Origin of the sequence: Microvirga splendida (assembly GCF_016427565.1) — a bacterium.
In the GTDB taxonomy this organism is placed as follows: Bacteria; Pseudomonadota; Alphaproteobacteria; order Rhizobiales; family Beijerinckiaceae; genus Microvirga; species Microvirga splendida.
This window is the reverse complement of sequence record NZ_JAELXT010000040.1, coordinates 16,155-33,863: the sequence shown is the minus strand read 5'-3', so window position 1 is coordinate 33,863 and position 17,709 is coordinate 16,155. Positions and strand designations below refer to the sequence as shown.

Genomic DNA, 17,709 nt, shown 5'->3' with positions numbered 1-17,709 from the left:
AAGCTGCACGTACGGTTCGGAGGAAGGCCGTTGTAAATCCCACGTGGAAACGGCGGCCCATCCTACCGGTCTGGTTGGGGGTTCAAGTCCCTCCAGGCCCACCACACACCGGCTCATGCCAGCACAAGCTCAAGACCGCCATTGCGACCATGACTGATCCTCATTCTCTTCCGGACACTGAACTGGTGGAGCACCAGGGCTACCAGATCCGTCTCAGCCCGAGCGGCCTGGAGTGGCTGGCCTTCGTAGCGCGTCCCAAGCAGCGCCCGACCCTGATCCTGGCCCCCGATCGTGAAGCCGCCCTCGCCAAGGCTTATGAGTGGATCGAGGGACAGCGGACCTCTGAGAAGCAAGTACTATGACCTACCACCTGATCCAGCTGGCGCCCGGCGCCTATGATCTCATCCTGCACGGCAACGTCATAGCCAGTGTGGTCAGGCACGGCTCGCGCCAGCCCTACATCTGGACGGCCGAGCTGCTGGAAGACCTGCCGCAGACCAGGAGGCCTTCTCCCTTCCAGGACATCGAGCATGACTTCTCATCCCTGGAGGAGGTGTGCGCCTGGTTGGGTGACCCTGAGATCAAGCCGTTGCGCCGCACCGAGTAGACTATATGAGCGGGCCACCCGAGGCTTGCGAGAGTAAGGCAGCGGTTTCGCTGCAAGCGCCCAAGTCGCATAGAGGAGGGCTGAGGTTATTTCAGCACTTGTGCGGTGTGCGCAGATGGCAGACATCGCCGCAGCCGCGTGATAACTTTCCATGCGCCTGGCGCGGGGGTGCCCCGCGCGCCGGTACGAGCCCAGTTCACGCATGATTCAGCGGTATCGCGTAATCGTGCTGGCTGACCAGAGCGCGTGAAGCCCCATGCTCTCGCCGAGATCCTCCCAGCACCCATGAGCCCTCCTCCCATTTCCGCCGTAGCGGATTGTTCCTCCATCACAGACGGCGCCCCTGCACGGCCAAGCGCAAGGAGTGGCGCTCCTGCAAAGGACGCGACCTTCGCTGCGATTGGCCTGGCTCTCCTATCGACGGTCTTCTTCGCCATGGGCGACGTCACCGCGAAGCTCCTGACGGACACGTTGCCCGCGATCGAAGTCACCTGGCTGCGCTACGTCGTCTTCTGTCTGGTTGTCGTTCCAGCGGTCTTCGTCACACGCGGGGCGAAGGCAATGCACACACCGCGCCTGCGCCTTCAGATCATCCGAGCGCTGGCGGTAGCCGGCTCATCGGTTCTCTTCATCCTGGGGCTGGGGCATCTCCAGGTAGCCGAGGCAACAGCGATCAACTTCATCTCGCCGATCTTCATCACCGCCCTCTCGATCCCGCTTCTCGGCGAGAAGGTAGGCATCCGACGCTGGGCCGCGGCGGGAGTGGGCTTCCTTGGTGTGATGCTCGTGGTGCAGCCCGGAGGCTCGGCCTTCCAGGTCGCCGCCTTGCTGCCGATCGGCGCGGCGCTCTCCTGGGCCGTGGCTGCCATCGCCACCCGCCTGATGAGCTCTGAACGACCTGAGGCCACCTTGGCGTGGTCGGCTGTGATCGGGCTGATCGCCCTGACAGCCTTCGTGCCATTCCACTGGCGGACACCGATTGCCGGGGAGATCGGCTTGGCCGTGCTGATGGGCGGCTTCTCGACCGTAGGGCACTGGCTCATCATCCTGGCCTACCGCAAGGCCGCCGCGTCCACCATTGCCCCGTTCTCCTACGTGCAGCTCCTGTTCGCCGGGCTGCTCGGCTTTAGCGTGTTCGGCACTGTCCCGGGAACCATGACCCTCGTCGGAGGTCTCGTGATCGCAGCGAGCGGCCTCTACACGGCCCATCGGGAACGCATCAGAGCCCGGGCACGGCTTGCTGCCGCTGGGATCCAGCGTCCTTAAAGTCCGAGGTACGGAATCTGATAGCGCTGATCGAAAGGCTTGATGCAGCAAAGCGTCAGGCGACGTGAGCAAGCGAGCGCTGAGGTCCGACGAGGAGCCCGGGAGGGCAGTACATCCGTGCCCGTCCCGGGGCTCGTCGACAGCTGTCGGTGTCAGGCAGCTGAGGTCAGAGTGAGCTGATTTGCTGAAGGGCACAAGCCGCCCAACAGGGGCGCGGCAGCGTAGCGCACTGCCCGGCAGGTCAAGCCCTGTGGGAAGCGCCCTGGCCGAGGCGCTGTCAAAACCTCAACCAAGGCGCTGGTGTGCCAAGGGAATGACGCACACCTGGGATGTAGGCTGCTGAGGGGGATCGACAATCCCGCACTCTCCTCTGGAGCCGGCTGGCAAGGTGCCAAACAGGACAGGCTCGGGATCACAGCCGTTCCGCATGGCGCGGCCTCACTCCAAATCCGCGCTCCAGCATCAAGTCCAGCGATGTGTCCCGCCGGCTACAGACATTGGCGGACAAATCGAGCAGAGAAACACCCGCCAAGCGGCGTGATTGCTCGTCCCTTTGGCGCTTTTCCAGAACCAGCTGATTTCCTGAAGGTCTTCACCATGCGCCAGACCGATGTCGCAGTGCCTCCTTTTGCTCCTGTGCCGGCGCCAACATTCACCTCTGCCATGATCAGATTTATCGCCTCCCTGGGCATGCTGATCGGCTTGAGCCTGCTGCTGGCCAGCCTCTGAGGGCGATCTTCTGGCTCCTGTGCTCTTTCCGGTACAGCCAGAACTTCATCCTTCAGCCATTCTGATGGGGTCCATAATGGAGCGGCTGGGGGGCTGGTCCTCCCTGGAACTTGAGCGCCTCTGCCATGCGGGGCGCTTCTCTTTGCCAGGAGTGCAGACGGTTGCTTGAAGCAACTTTTGCTTTTTATCGCAAGGCTGCGCCCTAGGTTAAGGGCAGGGCGGACGCCCGTCACCCATCTATGAGAGGCCTGCCGCGTGCCCATCCAGCGCCTGTTCGTCATCGCCCCGTCTGTGGCGCGCCTGATCCGGAAGGAGCGGGGAGGCGAGCGCGTGCTCGAGGGCTACTTCCCTGACCAGCCCCAGCGCAGCACGTATGTGCAGATTGAGGAGAACCGCAGCGGCCTGATCCTGGAGGCTGGCGCGGATGGGAGGTCCGAGGAGCGGGCCGACATCCCGCCGGCTCATGCCCAGGCCCTGCTCGCCGTCAGCCAGGGACAAGTGGAGTACCTGCGCACCAGCCTCTCGATCGACTCACACGAGATCCAGGTTCTTCACGTCCTCAGTCCCGGTCCGCTTGAACTGGTTGCAATACGGGGTGCACCCGAGGACGAGCAGGATTTCCCTCCGCTGCCCTGGTTTGGCCCGGAGGTCAGCGCCAAGCCGGCCTACCAGCGCCGGCGCGTGGCTCTCGCGGGTGTTCCGGATGCACGGGATCTGGAGGTCACAGACGCGGCACTCAATAGTCTGCTCGATGCTCTGGAGGGCCGCTTTGGAGCACATCAGCCGCAAGCGACGGTTCCTCAGCCGATTGCTGCTTCGCGAACAGCAGAAGCAGAAGACGAGGACGATCAGCGTGATCTTGAGATCGAGGACAGCGTCATCCGCGATCTCGCCCGCTCCTTGAGCCCTCGCCAGCGCTGATACGCCCGACGAACGCTCAATACCGTTGCGTGGGGGCTACCGCCCCTGCGGAGCCGCCCGATTGAGCGCCTACAGATCTGACTAAGTTGTCTTCAGATCCACAGCGGATTCTTTGCCGGAGCGGCGGTCCGCCTCAACCTCATAGGAGATCTTCTGGCCCTCAGCCAATCCACGCAGGCCAGCCCGCTCCACGGCGCTGATGTGGACGAATACGTCCTTGCCGCCGCTGTCCGGCTGAATGAAGCCGTAGCCCTTCTGCTCGTTGAACCACTTCACCGTTCCTGTTGCCACGAAACTCTTCCCTCTGTTGGAGCCCACCCAGCCGAGAGGGAATCTTAGCAGTAGGATGCGCGGAGTCGAGAGCGGCGTGTAAATCCTCAACGACGGTGTGATCCCCACAGAGTTATCTCTGTGGGGATCAGCAAGAGAAGGTCGTAGAGCCGCCTATGAACGGGCAGCCTTGGCGTATGCCTTCACGAACGCTGCTGTGAGCGCGCGCTGCCTCTCGTCAGTCAGGGGAGTGGGATTGGCTCTGTTCCACGCCCGCTGCTCCCGCTGGACGAACCGCTTGCGCTTGCTCCTGATGTCCTGAGGAAGATGCACGGCCAAAGGCTCAAAGTTCCGACGCAGCTGGGCTTCGGTTCTCTTCCGGTACGGAAGGGTGGCCTCTGCAGAGAGGGCTGCGGCTATGTCGTGCGGCGTTGGGTCTGGATGGCGGGCTTGTGCGTCCACCTCAATCTGACGGAACGCTCTTTGCTGAGCGGCATAGTGCTCCTTCAATCCAGGGGCATGTTCGAGGAGATAGGCCTCGCGAGCCTCATCCCAATCGTCTTGCCGCCCCCTGGTCAGAGATGCCCGTTTGCCTGGATGGATCAGCATCGATGAGGGTCCTCAGATCATGCTCTGATTTGTGCATCACGGATCTCAGGATGGCCAAGCCACTCCCGAGCCTCCTCCAGGCTGCCGAATGTGTGCTCCGTCTCCGCAAAGGGAATAGGCCTTTCCTCTGAAGGCAATTCGACCAGAAGCTCTGCCATCCAGGTTGCGTTGTCAGTGTCGCCACTGCGCACCAGGCTGGCGATAATCACCCCATTGAGCAGGACATCATAGCTGCCAGGAGCAAGCCGGGAGAGTCTGTAGGCCATGTCTATGCTGTTCTTTCCGTGTCTTTAGTTGTCATCGGTGCCTGCACGTCAGGATGGTTCTCGGCGTCCCACACTACTGAGCCCCGTCGTCCAGGGTAAAGCCAGCTTTGAGCACAACCTGATAGTGCCGAACCTCGCCGTTCTCGATGTGGCCGCGGGTCTGGACAACCTCGAACCAGTGCAGATTTCTCAACGTCTGGCTGGCCCGCTTGATCGCGGTCTGGATGGCATCCTCGATGCTGGTCTCAGAGGAACCAACAAGTTCAACCATCTTGTAGACATGATCCGACATCGCGTGCTCCTGCTCATTACCCTGCGGGCACATAGAGCACCACTCAGGGCCTGCTAGTCTTCGGACACGTCATCAGGTGCCTTTCCGATACGCAGAACCTGCTCATATGTCTCCGGATTTTTCTGCTGTCCCAGCATGCTGTTGGCGCAGATCAGGATTGTCCTCCTACAGCCCTCCCAGTTTAGTAAGTGTGTACAATAATAAGTCATGCTTACTAAAGCGCCTGATGAAACCATCGGCCTCCTTCTGGTCGATGCCGCACGGCTCCTGCGCATTCAGATCGACCGCGCCCTTGACGGTGCGGGCCTCGGACTGACGGCGGGCGAAGCCCGCACCTTGGCCTATGTCAGCCTCTATCCAGCCTCCCGCCAGACCGCACTCGCGGCGCAGATGAATGTCGAGCCCATGACACTCGTCACTTTCCTCGACAGATTGGAAAACCGGGGCCTTGTCACCCGGGAGACAGACCCAACGGATCGGCGCGCCAAGACCGTGCAGCTTGCCCCTGACGCACAGCCGACCCTCGAGCAGGTTCTGGGGATCACCAACACAGTTCAGGAGGTGACTCTGCAGGACTTTGCTCCCGAAGAGGTTGAGGGGCTCCGCACCCTGCTGAAGCGCATGCGGTCGAACATTGCCCGCAGCGAATTGGGGAGGGGGCAGGCATGAAGCCTCTTATGTCCGAGACCCGCACCGCCGTGATCGGGGCTCTCATCGTGGCCCTCGGCTCTGTCAGCATGGCGCTCTACACACCGGCGATCCCCACGCTCGTTGAGGTGCTTCAGACCACGCCAGCGGCAGTCAAGATGTCCTTGCCCGTCTATCTGTTCGGCTTTGCCTTTGCCCAGCTCGTCTGCGGGCCTCTGTCTGATGCCTTCGGCCGGCGGCCGGTTGCCCTTGGTTTCTTCTCCATCTACGTCCTGGGCAGTGTCATCGCCGTCTTCTCGCCCTCGATCACTTGGCTTCTGATCGGGCGAGTCCTCCAGGGCATCGGTGTGGCTGCAGGGGTGGCGATCTCGCGGGCGATCGTGCGCGACCAGTTCACCGGTCAGAGTTCAGCGCGCATCATGAACCTGATTGGCCTGATGCTTGCCGTGGGACCAGCGGTGTCGCCGACCATTGGTGGCGTGCTCCTGAGCACCCTTGGCTGGCATTCAATCTTTCTCGTTATGGTGGTCTACGGCATCGTCGCGCTGCTGGTGATTGGATTGTGGTGTGTCGAGACCAATGCCGCTCCTGATCCCGCACAGGCCTATCCGGGCCAGGTCCTGCGGAATTACGGGATGCTCCTCAAGGACACAGGGTTCATGCGGGGAAGTCTCGTCCTCGGGTGTGCGGTTGGCGCGTTCTATACCATGGCCGTCATCCTGCCCTTCGTCCTGATGGAGAAGATCGGTCTGACACCAACCCAGTTCGGTCTGGTGATGCTGATGCAGACTGGCTCCTATGCTCTTGGAGCGGCGGTCACGGGTCGGCTGCTGCGTCGGGTTGAGGCCAGGCACCTGGTCCCGATCGGACTGACACTTGTCGCTATCTCCGCACTGGGGTTTGGCCTTGGCCTGCGCCTACTGCCGCTTTCCTTGTACACCGCCATGGGTCCTGTGTTGATCTGGGCCTTCGGCGCCGCGCTGGTGATCCGGGGGGCCACTACGGCAGCTCTGGCGGGCTTTCCGAAGGTTGCCGGTGCGGACTCGGCTTTGGCCGGCTTTCTGCAGATTGGGGTTGGGCTCTCTGGCACTGCGGTCGCAGCGCTGCTCTTCAGCGATCCCTTGACGGCGCTTGCGACCGTGATGCCCAGCATGGCTCTGCTCGCGGTGCTGGCGCACTTTGCTCTCCCTTCAAAGCGGAAGAGTAAACGGTTTGCTGCAGCCCCGGAGGAACTGGAAGTAGCGGTTGATCCGGCAGCAGCAGTCGGGGCTGGCGGCGAGGAGATCGAACGGGTGGTGCATCAGGGCAGGCGGTGATGAAGGCCGCCGTTGTGAAGATCAATCGCTCGCCGGAAGTTGATGCCTGAAGAAGTCGTCGCGCAGAACCTATTCTCGAGTTAGTCAATTTCCGGCAGATTTCAGGTGCAGCATCGTATGTGCCGTCAGTGTTGACGTCATGCCCGCGACAACTTAGGTCACTATCTTTTCCAGTTGTTAGCCAGCAGATGAAATGAAGCGGAACACCAAGACCTTCTCTGTCGAGATCAAGAAATCCCGTGTTCACGGTCAGCGTCAGCACCTTCCGCCACGGCCCCTGTTTGAGGCCCCACCGGGTAAGGCCACCAAGATCGTCGAGACAGGGGATCCTCAAGGCGCCTCCGTACTGGCTTCGGCCCCACGCATCCTGCAGAGCATTATCGAGCCAGTCTGGAGCACCTCTGAGGACTTGACGGAAGCGCAATCCGCTGTGCCTGATTCACCCGTTGCCACTGCTAAACAGGACGCACGCCGCGTCCTTGATGTTCAGCCTGCGCAGCGTCAGAGAGTGAACGCCAATGCGCGTAAGACGCGGACAAAGACTTCCAGCGATGTGGAACAGAGATAAGTGCTCCAACCCCTGATTGGGATCGAGCAAATGCCGGAGCCCGAGATGAGGTGGTCGCCAACGTTAAGCCTCATGGACCCGGTCGAGCGCCGACTGACCAAGCGCCAGTCTGCCGCTAGCCAATTGCCGCGGCACGAGCGTTGGAAGCGGCGCCTCCATCCTGCGTCCTGGTGAGGTGAGCAGGGACCGGGCGGATAGGCTAAGATGCTCATCATCGGGAGCGGCATCCAAGACCCGTAGCCAAGCCATGTTCTCAGTGCAGCCCCTTCATGAGGCATTCTGCATTGCAACGAGGCGCGATGCCGCCGATATCAGCAGCGGCTGATTTCAACGCGGCATCGCCTTTTTCCTCCCGGCGCTGCTGTATCGGCCGTTCCCTCTGGAAGGTTTTGACTTTTGTCGGACCTTAACTTTTGCCGGGCTTCGCGCCCGGCTTTTTCTTGTCTGGTCCATGTTGGCCGTTGACGCGTCTTAGCGGAAAGCCGGCTGAAAGGCTTTTCGACTTTAGGCGAGGGTTTAGCTGATGGGTGCGATAGAGATCCTGCTAACAAGGAAGCAGGCTTCGCGCTCTCGACGCGCAGCGCTCGTCCTCAAAAAATCTCTTAAGAATGCCGCTGTTTGCGGCGGCAGTAGATCTGCCCGATGATAGTCTCGCCTAGATCTCGCGAGCATGTCAGCGCTCTGCCCGTACACACTTGGCAACCGTGATGGCAGTGCACCCCTCAGCGGATCAGAACGCGTGGCGCTCTGCGCTCGACAACAACCGGCGGCCGGCTGGGCGCAAACCGAGCTTGTGTTGGCGAATGGACGGCAACACGCGGCCTGACGGGTACTGTCTTAGGGATTGCGGCTCTGACCTCTGCCTCGGGCAATCCCATCAGGCTTGCAGCAATCTAGGCCTGCTCATCAACATCATCGGTCAGCCCCTGCGCGGCGAAGATTGCTTCCTCCAGGGTAGGCGGATCAATGCGAAGCGATGTCCGGACGCTGGACGGCTTCTTCCTCGGGGCTGGCATTAACGTTGCCTCTGACAGAGCGATTTGGAGCTTTACGCGGTTGGACGAGTACTCATTTAGACAGCGAACGCCCGCCAGAGGGGCGGGCGAGTGCATGATCCTGAATTGGGCGGCTGCTTACGCGACGCTGGCCTTGCGGGCCACAGCGGCGATGTCAAAGCGGGCAACGCCGAGATCGGCCAGTTCACGGTCGGAGAGTTCCGACAGTTCCCGCACAGTCTGACGGTAGAGCTTGTAGGCGCGGATCTTGGACAGGATGTAGGTGACGAACATGGAATTTCCCCAGCAGGTGGCTGGTCACCGTGACCAGCGATCATTGCTCTTGTTGCAAGGCAGGATATAGGGATGCGCAGGTGCCCTGAGGAGCGGTTTTGTCGCAAGTTTTAGCTGAGGACAGAAAGATGCCTGAGCAGCTTGTTGCTGCTTATGCGGCGAGCCGCTCGAACTGATCAGCGAGCGATAGGTGCCGAAGGTGCCGATTGTGGGCATATTTGCCCTGTCCTTTGCGCATCATGTGAACCATTTCGATGCCGCCCAAGATCGCACGGGCGCTGTCCATGGACTTGAACCCAAGCATCGGGCGCACCCGTCGCTTGATGGCACGATGATCCTGCTCAATACGATTGTTCAAATAGGCACTTTGCCGGATGCGAATAGGCTTCAGAGGACGTCTCGATCGATCCCGGAGCCGGTCCGAACTATCGCAGGACAGGATAGCTTCCCGGTTCGTCTGGCTTCCGTCAATCACAATCCGCTCAGGCCGGCCGTGCCGCTTCAGCGCTCGAGAGAGGAAACGCTTGGCAGCTGCCAGGTCGCGGCGGTCGCTGAACCAGAACTCGACGGTGCCGCCATTGCTGTCGATCGCGCGGTAGAGATATCGCCACTGCCCGCGGACCTTGATGTATGTTTCATCGATGTGCCACTTGCCAGTGACGGCTCGCTTGCGTGCATTGAAGCGCTCCAGCAGTTCGGGGGAGTAGCGGACGACCCACCTATGGATCGTGGCGTGGTCAACCGAGATGCCGCGCTCGGCCATCATCTCCTCCAGGTTCCGCAAGCTGAGACTGTACGCCAGATACCAGCGCACGCAGAGCAGGATCACTGACCGATCAAAATGCCTGCCCTTGAACACGCTACCCTCCGTCGCTGAGCCCAGAGGACTAGCTGAAACTCTGAAACAAATTGTTGCGACAGATCCATTCCAAGCAGTATGATTTCCACCACCGCATGGCACTCATGATGGCAGAGCAACTGAAAGCGGCGGGGTTCAAAGTTGCCCTCGACGTGGTTGACTGGTCCACGCTGGTCCAACGTCGCGGTGATCCGGCACTCTGGGACGTGTACATCACCCACTCGGCCTTCATGCCAGATCCGATGCTCTCCCCGCCACAACTCGGCGACGGCGCTCCGGGCTGGTGGAAGACGCCCGCAAAGGACGCGGCCCTGGCAGCCTTCAACGGCGAGTCCGATCCCGCGAAGCGCGGGCCTCTGTGGGGCAAGGTCCAGAAGGTCATCTATGACGAAGTGCCATACATCCGTGTCGGCAACTTCGCCGCGCTGAGCGGCCTCTCGGGCAAGATGAAGGGCTATACACCCATGATGATGCCGGCTTTCTGGAACGTAGAACTCAGCAAGTAACACTCTGGCAGCGACACCCCGAGCGAAAGCCCCGGGTGCCGCTGCCCCGCTCGTTTCTGACGCAAAGGCGCCGGAGACGGATATGAGTCCTTCGTTCTTGTTGAACACCCGCAGAGGTGAACCTTTCGCCTCTGCTCCTTCTGGAGACTGGAGCAATGTGGCTCAAGCTCGGCCAGCGCCTCGTCAGCCTCACGATCGTCATGTTTCTGGTAGCCACGATGGTCTTCTTTCTGACGCGGCTCGCTCCGGGAGATCCGGCGGCACTCATGCTCGGAGATCAGGCTACCGCTGAAGACATCGCCCAGTTGCGGCAGGTCTACGGCCTCGACAAACCGATCCTCATACAATTCGTGCTGTGGCTCAAGGAGGTCGCCAGCGGCAACCTCGGGCACTCGATCTTCCTCCAGCGCCCCGTCATCCAGGCGATCGCGGAACGAGCCGAGCCTACCTTCTTTCTGGCACTCTTTTCCGTTGCCATTGCGGCTCTGGTGGGCATCCCGGCCGGCATCGTATCGGCGGTGTGGCGCGGGCGTCTCGTGGACCAGATCGTCAGCGGCCTCGCAATGCTGGCAGCCAACATTCCGAGCTTTTGGCTCGGCCTCATCTTCATCCAGCTGTTTGCCGTCCGACTGGGTTGGTTCCCGGTGGCAGGGTATGGGGAACCGGGTGCGCCATTCGTCGAGCGCCTTACGCATCTCGCCCTGCCTGCCACCGTTCTCGGGATCGTCAATTCGGCCCTGATCGTCCGCTTCACGCGAGCGAGCTTACTTGACGTGCTAAGCGACGATTATGTCAGAACGGCGCGCTCGAAAGGCCTCTCCGAGGCCCGTGTGGTGCTCCGGCACGCCTTCGGCAACGCCCTTGTTCCCATCGTCACCGTGGTCGCCCTTACGGCAGCCCTGCTGGTCGGCGGCGCTATCGTGACCGAGACCGTTTTTGGGCTTCCCGGCATCGGCAATCTTGTGGTCTCCGCCGTGCTGCGACGAGACTACCCGGTCATCCAGGGAGCTCTCATGGTCGTGGCAGCGGTCTACGTGCTCATCAACCTGCTGACCGATATCATTTACACATTCGCTGATCCTCGGGTCCGTTACTGATCATGGTCCAGTCACCTGCCATCCTGTTCTTCCGACGCATGTTTCGAAGGAAACTCGTGTTAGCGGCTTTCATAGTCCTCTTCGTCATCGTGCTGATGGCGCTGCTTGCACCGTGGGTCTCTCCCTACGAGCCAACCTCCATCAAGATTATCCGCCGCCTCAAGCCTCCGAGCGAGCTTAACTGGCTTGGAACTGACGAGTTCGGACGAGACATTCTCTCGCGCATCATCTACGGGGCCCGCGCGTCGCTCGGCATCGGCTTCGCCGTTGTGCTCGTATCGATGACCGTTGGAACTCTGTTCGGCTTACTGGCCGGCTACTTCAGGTCGCTCGATGGCCTCATCATGCGGTTCGTGGATGCCATGATGGCGCTCCCCGATATCCTGCTGGCTATTTTCCTGGTGGCTGTCCTCGGTGCTTCCGCCTTCAACGTCGTGCTGGCACTCTCGATCGTCTATACGCCGCGGGTGATTAGGGTAGTCCGCGCCTCCACCCTCGTTGTTCGCGAGTTGCCGTTCGTCGAGGCGGCCCGTGCGTTGGGGGTTTCGACGCGCCGGATTCTGTCCGTGCACATCCTCTTGAATGTCGCTTCGCCGGTGCTTGTCCAGGCAACATTCATTTTCGCTTACGCGGTCTTGGCCGAGGCTGGGCTGTCCTTTCTTGGGGCCGGGGTTCCGCCGGAGGTGCCGACCTGGGGAACCATGATCGCGTCCGGCCAGCAATATGCCGACAGTTCCTTCTGGGTGGTGCTCTTCCCCGGCCTCGCCATAGTTCTCGCGGCTCTTTCGCTGCAGGTCGTCGGCGACGGCTTGCGAGACATGCTCGACCCCAAACTGCGGAAGACGCTGTGATGATGGGCAACCAGCACCTTCTCGCGATCAAAGACCTCGAAGTCCGCTTTCGAACCGAGGACGGCGAAGTAACTCCGGTAAGAGGTGTCACACTCTCCGTCGGCGCCGGTGAGACTGTGGCTCTCGTGGGCGAGTCGGGTTCCGGGAAATCCGTGACAAGCCTCGCCACGATGGGGCTGCTGCCGCGCCCCGCCGGACGGGTTTCGGGAGGGCAGATCCTGTTCCACAGGAGGTCGGGAGAAATAACCGATCTCGTAACCCTGCCTCTGCCGGAACTGCGCAAGCTGCGGGGCTCCGAAATCGCGATGATCTTCCAGGAGCCCATGACCAGCCTGAACCCGGTTATGACCGTCGGTGAACAGATCGCCGAGTCTGTACGCCTGCATATGGGACTCGGCCATGGGGCTGCGCTGCGCCGGGCGGAAGAGATGCTCGGCCTGGTGGAAATACCAAACGCACGACATCGTATTCACGAGTATCCGCACCAGATGTCGGGCGGCATGCGGCAGCGAGTGATGATTGCATTGGCGATGTCCTGCAATCCTTCCCTGCTGATTGCCGACGAACCGACCACGGCGCTCGACGTGACGATCCAGGCTCAGATCCTGGCATTGATCGGGCGCCTGCAGCGGGACCTCGGCATGGGAGTTCTGTTCATCACACATAACCTCGGCGTCGTTGCGGAGATTGCCGACCGGGTAACTGTGATGTATGCGGGTCAAGTGGTGGAAACCGGTTCCGTCAGGGAAATCTTCCGGGCGCCGCGGCATCCATACACAAGTGCTCTGCTGAACTGCCTGCCGGCTCGCGCTCGGCATCGGGAGGATGGTCGCAGGGTTGTACAGTCCATTCCCGGTTCCGTCGAGTTCGGCAAGGAAGGGTGCAGCTTTGCTCCGCGCTGCACGCTGGCTGCGGATATCTGCCGTACGGGCGCAGTCACACTGGATGACGAAACTGAACGCAGCGTCCGCTGTCTGAGGTGGAGGGAGATCCTCGCATGAATGCTGCTCCGCTCTTGGCAGTCGAAGGGCTGACGAAGTATTTTGGACGGGCACCGCACCTCGTTCGCGCCGTCGAAGATGTGAGCTTTGACATTACGCCAGGTGAGGTCCTGGGCTTGGTCGGAGAATCCGGTTCGGGAAAAAGCACGATCGGCAGACTCGTTCTGCGACTGATCGATTCGACCGCGGGTGCCATCCGCTTCGAAGGTCAGGACGTCACAAAATTTCCTGAGCGGCACCTGAAACTCCTTCGCCGTAACGCGCAGATGATCTTTCAGGATCCTTATGCAAGCCTGAACCCCCGGTTGCGGGTGCGCGAGATTGTTGGGGAGGCACTCGATGCCCACCGGCTCGCAAGTGGGACCCGCCGCGTCCAGAGGATTGGAGAACTCCTGGAAACTGTCGGACTGCAGGCCGCCCACATGTCCCGCTTTCCGCACGAGTTCTCCGGCGGACAGCGCCAGCGCATCGGAATAGCCCGTGCTCTTGCGGTCGAACCGAAGCTGATCGTCGCAGACGAGCCGGTCTCGGCGCTGGACGTCTCCGTCCAGGCGCAGGTAATCAACCTCTTACAGGACCTGCGCCAGCGCTTCGGACTTGCGATGCTCTTCATATCCCACGACCTTGATGTGGTCGAGCTGATGTGCGACCGCATCGCAGTGCTCTATCTCGGCCGCGTTATGGAGATTGGCTCGTCGGAGGATGTTTCGAAGAGGCCGCGCCATCCTTACACGCGAGCCCTGCTTGCAGCCTCCCCGAAGGCTGACCCGGACGCACCAAAAATCCGCCGAATGCTCACGGGCGACATCCCGTCTCCCATGGCGCCTCCTTCCGGCTGCGTGTTCCGCACCCGGTGCCCGGCGGCAACGGAGGAATGCTCCCGCAACGTTCCGAAGTTGCGCTCTGCCGGTGGAGGGCATAGGTTCGCCTGTCACTATGACTTGGCATACGACGAAGAACCTGCGGCAGCATGATCAAGAAAGCTCCCCTACCGAACCTCTCACCGGATCCCGGTTCGGATATTCTGCGATCGATCAGCGCCGGCCTCGCGTCCATGTCGGCGGGACAGCAGCGCATTGCCGCAATGATTCTCGAAAACCCGCATTGGGCCATGCAGGCCAATGTCGAGGATCTCGCCTTGAGGGCGGGTGTTAGCGCCCCGACCATCGTCCGCTTTGCCCGCACGGTCGGGTGCGACGGCCTGCGCGACCTAAAACTCAGGCTCGCTGCTGCTCTCGCTGTCGGCGCACCTTATCTGCACCGCAGCGTGACGCCGGGCGACAGCACCGCCGAGGTCGTTCGCAACATCGTTGGCAGCATTACATCGGTTCTGTCGGATTGGCAGCATCAGCTGATACCTGCAGATATAGAACAGGCCGCTGAGATCATGCACCGTGCGCGGCGTGTCGACTGCTTTGGAACCGGGGCAACCTCTAACTTTCTCGCCATGGACATGCAGGCCCGCCTGTTCCGGCTCGGCATTACCACGAACGCATTCTCCGACGCTCACCTCCAACTCGTCGCGGCGGCTACGCAGACCGAAGAGGACGTGCTGTTTGCCATCTCCTATGTCGGCCGCATGCCCACTCTTGTGGAGGCCGTGGCCGTCGGCAAGGAGCATGGCGCCACAGTGATCGCTCTGACGCAGACGAACACACCTCTCGCCGCGATAGCGGACATCGTGCTGAGCATCGACGTCCCTCATGATGCGACGATGCGGGTGGGCACAGACGCCTATGTGGTCCAACTGCTCATGATTGAAATTCTGATGGTGATCATCGGCCTCAAGCGCGGCCCAACTATGATCAATAGTCTCAGGGAAATTCACGATATTTTACTGACCCGCGGCGTCGACAGCGATGATCCGTCGCTCCTGCACTGGGGCTGGAATCAGGTCCTTCACAGCGGCAAAGACGAGGCCAGCGAGTTTTGAGCATCGTTTAGATCGGATCGTGTCCCTCGGCGTGGTGTAACTGACGGCGGATCACCACGATCACCGGCCAGAGCCGGGATGATCAGATTGCCACGGCAGGCAAGCTGACCAAGAGATCATCGCTCATCGGCGCCATGGTTTCCAGTGTCAGATAGCGAGCGCGCTGCACCGCCCACTCATCGTTCTGCTCCAGCAGGATCGCGCCGACCAGCCGCCGGATCGCCGCCTCGTTCGGGAAGATGCCCACCACATCCGTCCGGCGCTTGATTTCACCGTTGAGCCGCTTGAGGTTTGCTGGTGCAGGCGATCGAGGAGGCGATCAGCCGCAAGCCCAAGGGACACGACTTCATCATCGACCGTCGCCACACCCGTCCGGCGGTGGGGCGGCACATGAGCATGACCCGGGGCTGAGCAGCGGATCCTTGATCCCTTCCGGCCCGATGGTCGATGCCGTCCGAATTCAAAGAGGCATCCTGGCGACGTAGATCGCGAGCATCAGCAGGACACAGGCTCCCAGGGTGCCCGCCACCCATGGGGCGAGCTGTGCCTTGTAGTGCTCTTCCAGGCGTCTTTGGCGCTTGCGGCGGGACATCGTCGGGCTCCTCCCGGTTGATTGGCGCACGGCGACATGTCGGGGCGATCATAATCCGGTGGCAGCTCCGAGACGACCCCATTCCGGAGCGTTCGAACGTCGGCAGGAGATGTGGCATCCTGGGCCTCCATCCATCGGGGGCGCCGGGACGCGTCGGTTGCCGGCTCCCACGTGACGCAGGAGATCATGCACCATGGCAAACACCGGATCGGCCCCGTCGGAATTCCCTGACGCGAAGGCGGACGGACTGAAGTTGCTGCATCGCATCTGCACAAGACGATCGACGCCACCTCGGCATCTGGCGGCCCCTGGTCCGTCCGAGGACGAGATCCGCATGATCGTGCAGGCCGCCTGCCGGGCGCCGGATCACATGGGCCTCAAGCCATTCCGCTTCATCGTCATCCCGCCCGACCGACGCGATGCCCTGGCGGACGCGTTCGAGGCCGCCGAGCGGGAACTCGATCCCGACATCGCGGGCGAGAAGCTCGAGCGCGCCCGCGAGAAGGCCTCCCATGCGCCGATGCTTCTGGCGGTGATCTCCCGCGTGCAGGAGAACATGGAGGTTCCCGAGATCGAGCAGCGCGCGTCCGCGGGCGCCGCCCTGGGCTATGTGGTTCTGGCCGCCGACCTCCTGGGCTACGGCGCGATGGCCGTGAGCGGCCGCAAGGTCGCGACGAAGGCGATGCACCGCGCCTTCCGCCTTGCCAACAACGAGGGGCTTCTGTGCTTCGTCGGGATCGGGATGCCCGCGAAGGTCAAGGGGCCACCGCCGGAGCCTGACCCGGAACTCCTGCGGACCTGGCAGCCCGACGCGGGGGAAGCCGGCTGATCCCCAATGGGGATTGGCCGTGCCCGTGGATCACCTCCTGCGGGCAGTCACCCACAGCAGCCCGACGAGCCCGAGGTTCAGGCAGGCCAAACCGGAGAGAACGCCAAGCGCGGCATCCGTGCCGCCCCGTTCGATCAGGATCGCACCGAGTGACGGGGACAATGCCTGGGCGAGCAGGCTGGGCATCGCCAGCCGCCCCAGGAGCGAGGCGTAGCCGTCGGGACCGAACAAGGCGAGGGGGAGGGTGCCCTTGGCGATCGAGCCGATGCCGTTTCCCGCACCGTACAGCGCCAGGGCAAGCGCCAGGATCGGGAATCCTAGGAGCAGCAGGATGACCCCGCTCGCGACCAAGGTGACGGAGGCCGCCATGGTCCAGATCGGATGATAGTGGCGGCCGAAGGCCATCTCGATGACGCGGGCGCCGACCTGCGACGGTCCGACGAGCGCCCCGAGGCCAACGGCCGCCGCGAAGCCGAGGCCCCGTGCCTGGAGGAAGGTGAGCAGATGCACCCCGATCATGGAGGCGGTCACCGCCCCGAGGGTGAGGATCGTGGCGAGCAGCGCGAATGCCCGCATCCGCCTGGTCCCGATCAGAGGGGGCGGTGAGGGCATCCCGGGTCTCGCGCCGGCCGACCTACCATCGCGCGAAACCGAGCCGACGCCGGGCACGGCGAAGGCGTGCAGCGGAAGGCATACGAGGACGTGAATTGCGGCGTAGGCCGCGCAGGCACCGCGCCAGCCGAAGTGCTCGACGAACCAAGCACTGAGGGGCCAGCAGACGGTGCTCGCGAAACCACCCCACAGGGTTAGGGTGGTGATCGCACGCCGGGCATCCCTACCGTACAGGCGGCCCAGCGTCGCGAAGCCCGCGTCGTAGAGACCAGACCCCATGCCGACGCCCATCACGAGCCAAGCCATCAGGTAAACGGGAAGGCTGTGGGCGAGCGCGAGGGTCGCGAGCCCGGCGGCGAGCAGGACCGAGCTGGCGACGAGGACCGGGCGGCCCCCTTTCGCATCGATGGTGCGGCCGACCCGCGGCGCGACCAGCCCGGCCGCGAGGAGGCCGACGGAGAGCCCGCCCACGACCCAACCGAGCGACCATCCGGTGTCGGCGGCGATCGGCTGCGCGAGCACGGCCGGCAGGTAGAAGGACGATCCCCAGGCGAGGATCTGGGTGATGCCGAGGGCGGAGATGACCACCCTCGGGCTCGGCTTCGGCATGGCGGGATCGCTCGCCAGGGACTCACTCACCGGATTCGA

Annotated in this window: 21 protein-coding genes and 2 pseudogenes; 15 read left to right on the top strand and 8 right to left on the bottom strand. The window is 62.3% G+C overall.

What is annotated here, in order from left to right; translation table 11 throughout:
* Window positions 1–149 precede the first annotated feature (149 nt).
* From JAO75_RS22425 to JAO75_RS22405, 5 genes are all read left to right on the top strand, one after another.
* Complete coding sequence (locus JAO75_RS22425) at window positions 150–362, top strand: hypothetical protein (protein ID WP_199051432.1); 213 nt, start codon at window positions 150–152, stop codon at window positions 360–362.
* Complete coding sequence (locus JAO75_RS22420) at window positions 359–607, top strand: hypothetical protein (RefSeq protein ID WP_199051431.1); 249 nt, start codon at window positions 359–361, stop codon at window positions 605–607. Before JAO75_RS22425 ends, JAO75_RS22420 begins: the two co-directional genes overlap by 4 nt.
* Before the next feature lie 285 nt (window positions 608–892).
* Entirely contained in the window at window positions 893–1,873 is a 981-nt protein-coding gene (locus JAO75_RS22415) for a DMT family transporter (RefSeq protein WP_199051430.1), read from the top strand.
* Window positions 1,874–2,410: 537 nt separating this feature from the next.
* The gene (locus JAO75_RS22410; RefSeq protein WP_199051429.1) at window positions 2,411–2,602 is read left to right on the top strand and encodes a hypothetical protein; all 192 of its coding nucleotides are present in this window, start codon (window positions 2,411–2,413) and stop codon (window positions 2,600–2,602) included.
* A 255-nt stretch (window positions 2,603–2,857) separates the two neighbouring features.
* A complete protein-coding gene (locus tag JAO75_RS22405) occupies window positions 2,858–3,523 on the top strand; it encodes a hypothetical protein (protein WP_199051428.1) in 666 nt (221 codons plus the stop codon).
* An 81-nt stretch (window positions 3,524–3,604) separates the two neighbouring features.
* Here the strand turns inward: JAO75_RS22405 and JAO75_RS22400 are convergent, their stop codons facing one another.
* The 3 genes from JAO75_RS22400 to JAO75_RS22390 form a co-directional block, all read right to left on the bottom strand.
* Entirely contained in the window at window positions 3,605–3,814 is a 210-nt protein-coding gene (locus JAO75_RS22400; RefSeq protein WP_199051427.1) for a cold shock domain-containing protein, read from the bottom strand.
* 605 nt (window positions 3,815–4,419) lie between these two features.
* Entirely contained in the window at window positions 4,420–4,668 is a 249-nt protein-coding gene (locus JAO75_RS22395; RefSeq protein WP_199051426.1) for a hypothetical protein, read from the bottom strand.
* A 73-nt stretch (window positions 4,669–4,741) separates the two neighbouring features.
* Window positions 4,742–4,960: a dodecin gene (locus JAO75_RS22390; RefSeq protein WP_199051425.1), complete on the bottom strand. Its 219-nt coding sequence runs from the start codon at window positions 4,958–4,960 to the stop codon at window positions 4,742–4,744.
* Between the two features lie 207 nt (window positions 4,961–5,167).
* Between JAO75_RS22390 and JAO75_RS22385 the strand changes: the two genes are divergently transcribed.
* Window positions 5,168–5,629 carry a MarR family winged helix-turn-helix transcriptional regulator gene (locus tag JAO75_RS22385; protein WP_199051424.1) on the top strand — a complete coding sequence of 154 codons (462 nt, stop codon included), beginning with the start codon at window positions 5,168–5,170 and terminating at the stop codon, window positions 5,627–5,629.
* 8 nt (window positions 5,630–5,637) lie between these two features.
* Entirely contained in the window at window positions 5,638–6,924 is a 1,287-nt protein-coding gene (locus JAO75_RS22380; protein WP_246742661.1) for a multidrug effflux MFS transporter, read from the top strand.
* 1,701 nt (window positions 6,925–8,625) lie between these two features.
* Here JAO75_RS22380 and JAO75_RS22375 read toward each other — a convergent pair.
* Window positions 8,626–8,781: a DUF1127 domain-containing protein gene (locus JAO75_RS22375; protein ID WP_199051422.1), complete on the bottom strand. Its 156-nt coding sequence runs from the start codon at window positions 8,779–8,781 to the stop codon at window positions 8,626–8,628.
* Between the two features lie 151 nt (window positions 8,782–8,932).
* Window positions 8,933–9,640, bottom strand: coding sequence for an IS6 family transposase (locus tag JAO75_RS22370; RefSeq protein WP_199051421.1), 708 nt, complete (start codon window positions 9,638–9,640; stop codon window positions 8,933–8,935).
* 104 nt (window positions 9,641–9,744) lie between these two features.
* Here JAO75_RS22370 and JAO75_RS22365 point away from each other — a divergent pair, with 104 nt between their 5' ends.
* The 6 genes from JAO75_RS22365 (at window position 9,745) to JAO75_RS22340 (ending at window position 15,028) form a co-directional block, all read left to right on the top strand.
* Window positions 9,745–10,146 carry a periplasmic substrate-binding domain-containing protein gene (locus JAO75_RS22365; RefSeq protein ID WP_199051420.1) on the top strand — a complete coding sequence of 134 codons (402 nt, stop codon included), beginning with the start codon at window positions 9,745–9,747 and terminating at the stop codon, window positions 10,144–10,146.
* Between the two features lie 155 nt (window positions 10,147–10,301).
* The gene (locus tag JAO75_RS22360) at window positions 10,302–11,243 is read left to right on the top strand and encodes an ABC transporter permease (RefSeq protein ID WP_199051419.1); all 942 of its coding nucleotides are present in this window, start codon (window positions 10,302–10,304) and stop codon (window positions 11,241–11,243) included.
* 2 nt (window positions 11,244–11,245) lie between these two features.
* Window positions 11,246–12,094, top strand: coding sequence for an ABC transporter permease (locus tag JAO75_RS22355; RefSeq protein WP_199051418.1), 849 nt, complete (start codon window positions 11,246–11,248; stop codon window positions 12,092–12,094).
* A 2-nt stretch (window positions 12,095–12,096) separates the two neighbouring features.
* The gene (locus tag JAO75_RS22350; RefSeq protein WP_425523214.1) at window positions 12,097–13,095 is read left to right on the top strand and encodes an ABC transporter ATP-binding protein; all 999 of its coding nucleotides are present in this window, start codon (window positions 12,097–12,099) and stop codon (window positions 13,093–13,095) included.
* Window positions 13,092–14,069 carry an ABC transporter ATP-binding protein gene (locus JAO75_RS22345; RefSeq protein ID WP_199051416.1) on the top strand — a complete coding sequence of 326 codons (978 nt, stop codon included), beginning with the start codon at window positions 13,092–13,094 and terminating at the stop codon, window positions 14,067–14,069. Before JAO75_RS22350 ends, JAO75_RS22345 begins: the two co-directional genes overlap by 4 nt.
* Window positions 14,066–15,028 carry a MurR/RpiR family transcriptional regulator gene (locus JAO75_RS22340; RefSeq protein ID WP_199051415.1) on the top strand — a complete coding sequence of 321 codons (963 nt, stop codon included), beginning with the start codon at window positions 14,066–14,068 and terminating at the stop codon, window positions 15,026–15,028. The genes JAO75_RS22345 and JAO75_RS22340 overlap by 4 nt, the downstream gene beginning before the upstream one ends.
* An 82-nt stretch (window positions 15,029–15,110) precedes the next feature.
* Here JAO75_RS22340 and JAO75_RS22335 read toward each other — a convergent pair.
* Window positions 15,111–15,317, bottom strand: a pseudogene (locus JAO75_RS22335) (transposase); the annotation flags it as partial.
* Between JAO75_RS22335 and JAO75_RS22330 the strand changes: the two are divergent.
* Window positions 15,317–15,439 (top strand): annotated as a pseudogene (locus JAO75_RS22330) (GTP 3',8-cyclase MoaA); the annotation flags it as partial. The pseudogenes JAO75_RS22335 and JAO75_RS22330 overlap by 1 nt on opposite strands.
* Window positions 15,440–15,488: 49 nt before the next feature.
* Here the strand turns inward: JAO75_RS22330 and JAO75_RS25280 are convergent.
* Window positions 15,489–15,620: a hypothetical protein gene (locus JAO75_RS25280; RefSeq protein WP_281433543.1), complete on the bottom strand. Its 132-nt coding sequence runs from the start codon at window positions 15,618–15,620 to the stop codon at window positions 15,489–15,491.
* Between the two features lie 193 nt (window positions 15,621–15,813).
* Here JAO75_RS25280 and JAO75_RS22325 point away from each other — a divergent pair, with 193 nt between their 5' ends.
* On the top strand, window positions 15,814–16,449 hold the full coding sequence (locus JAO75_RS22325; protein WP_199051414.1) for a nitroreductase family protein: 636 nt from the start codon (window positions 15,814–15,816) through the stop codon (window positions 16,447–16,449).
* A gap of 30 nt (window positions 16,450–16,479) precedes the next feature.
* Here the strand turns inward: JAO75_RS22325 and JAO75_RS22320 are convergent, their stop codons facing one another.
* The gene (locus tag JAO75_RS22320) at window positions 16,480–17,670 is read right to left on the bottom strand and encodes an MFS transporter (protein ID WP_199051436.1); all 1,191 of its coding nucleotides are present in this window, start codon (window positions 17,668–17,670) and stop codon (window positions 16,480–16,482) included.
* Window positions 17,671–17,709 lie beyond the last annotated feature (39 nt).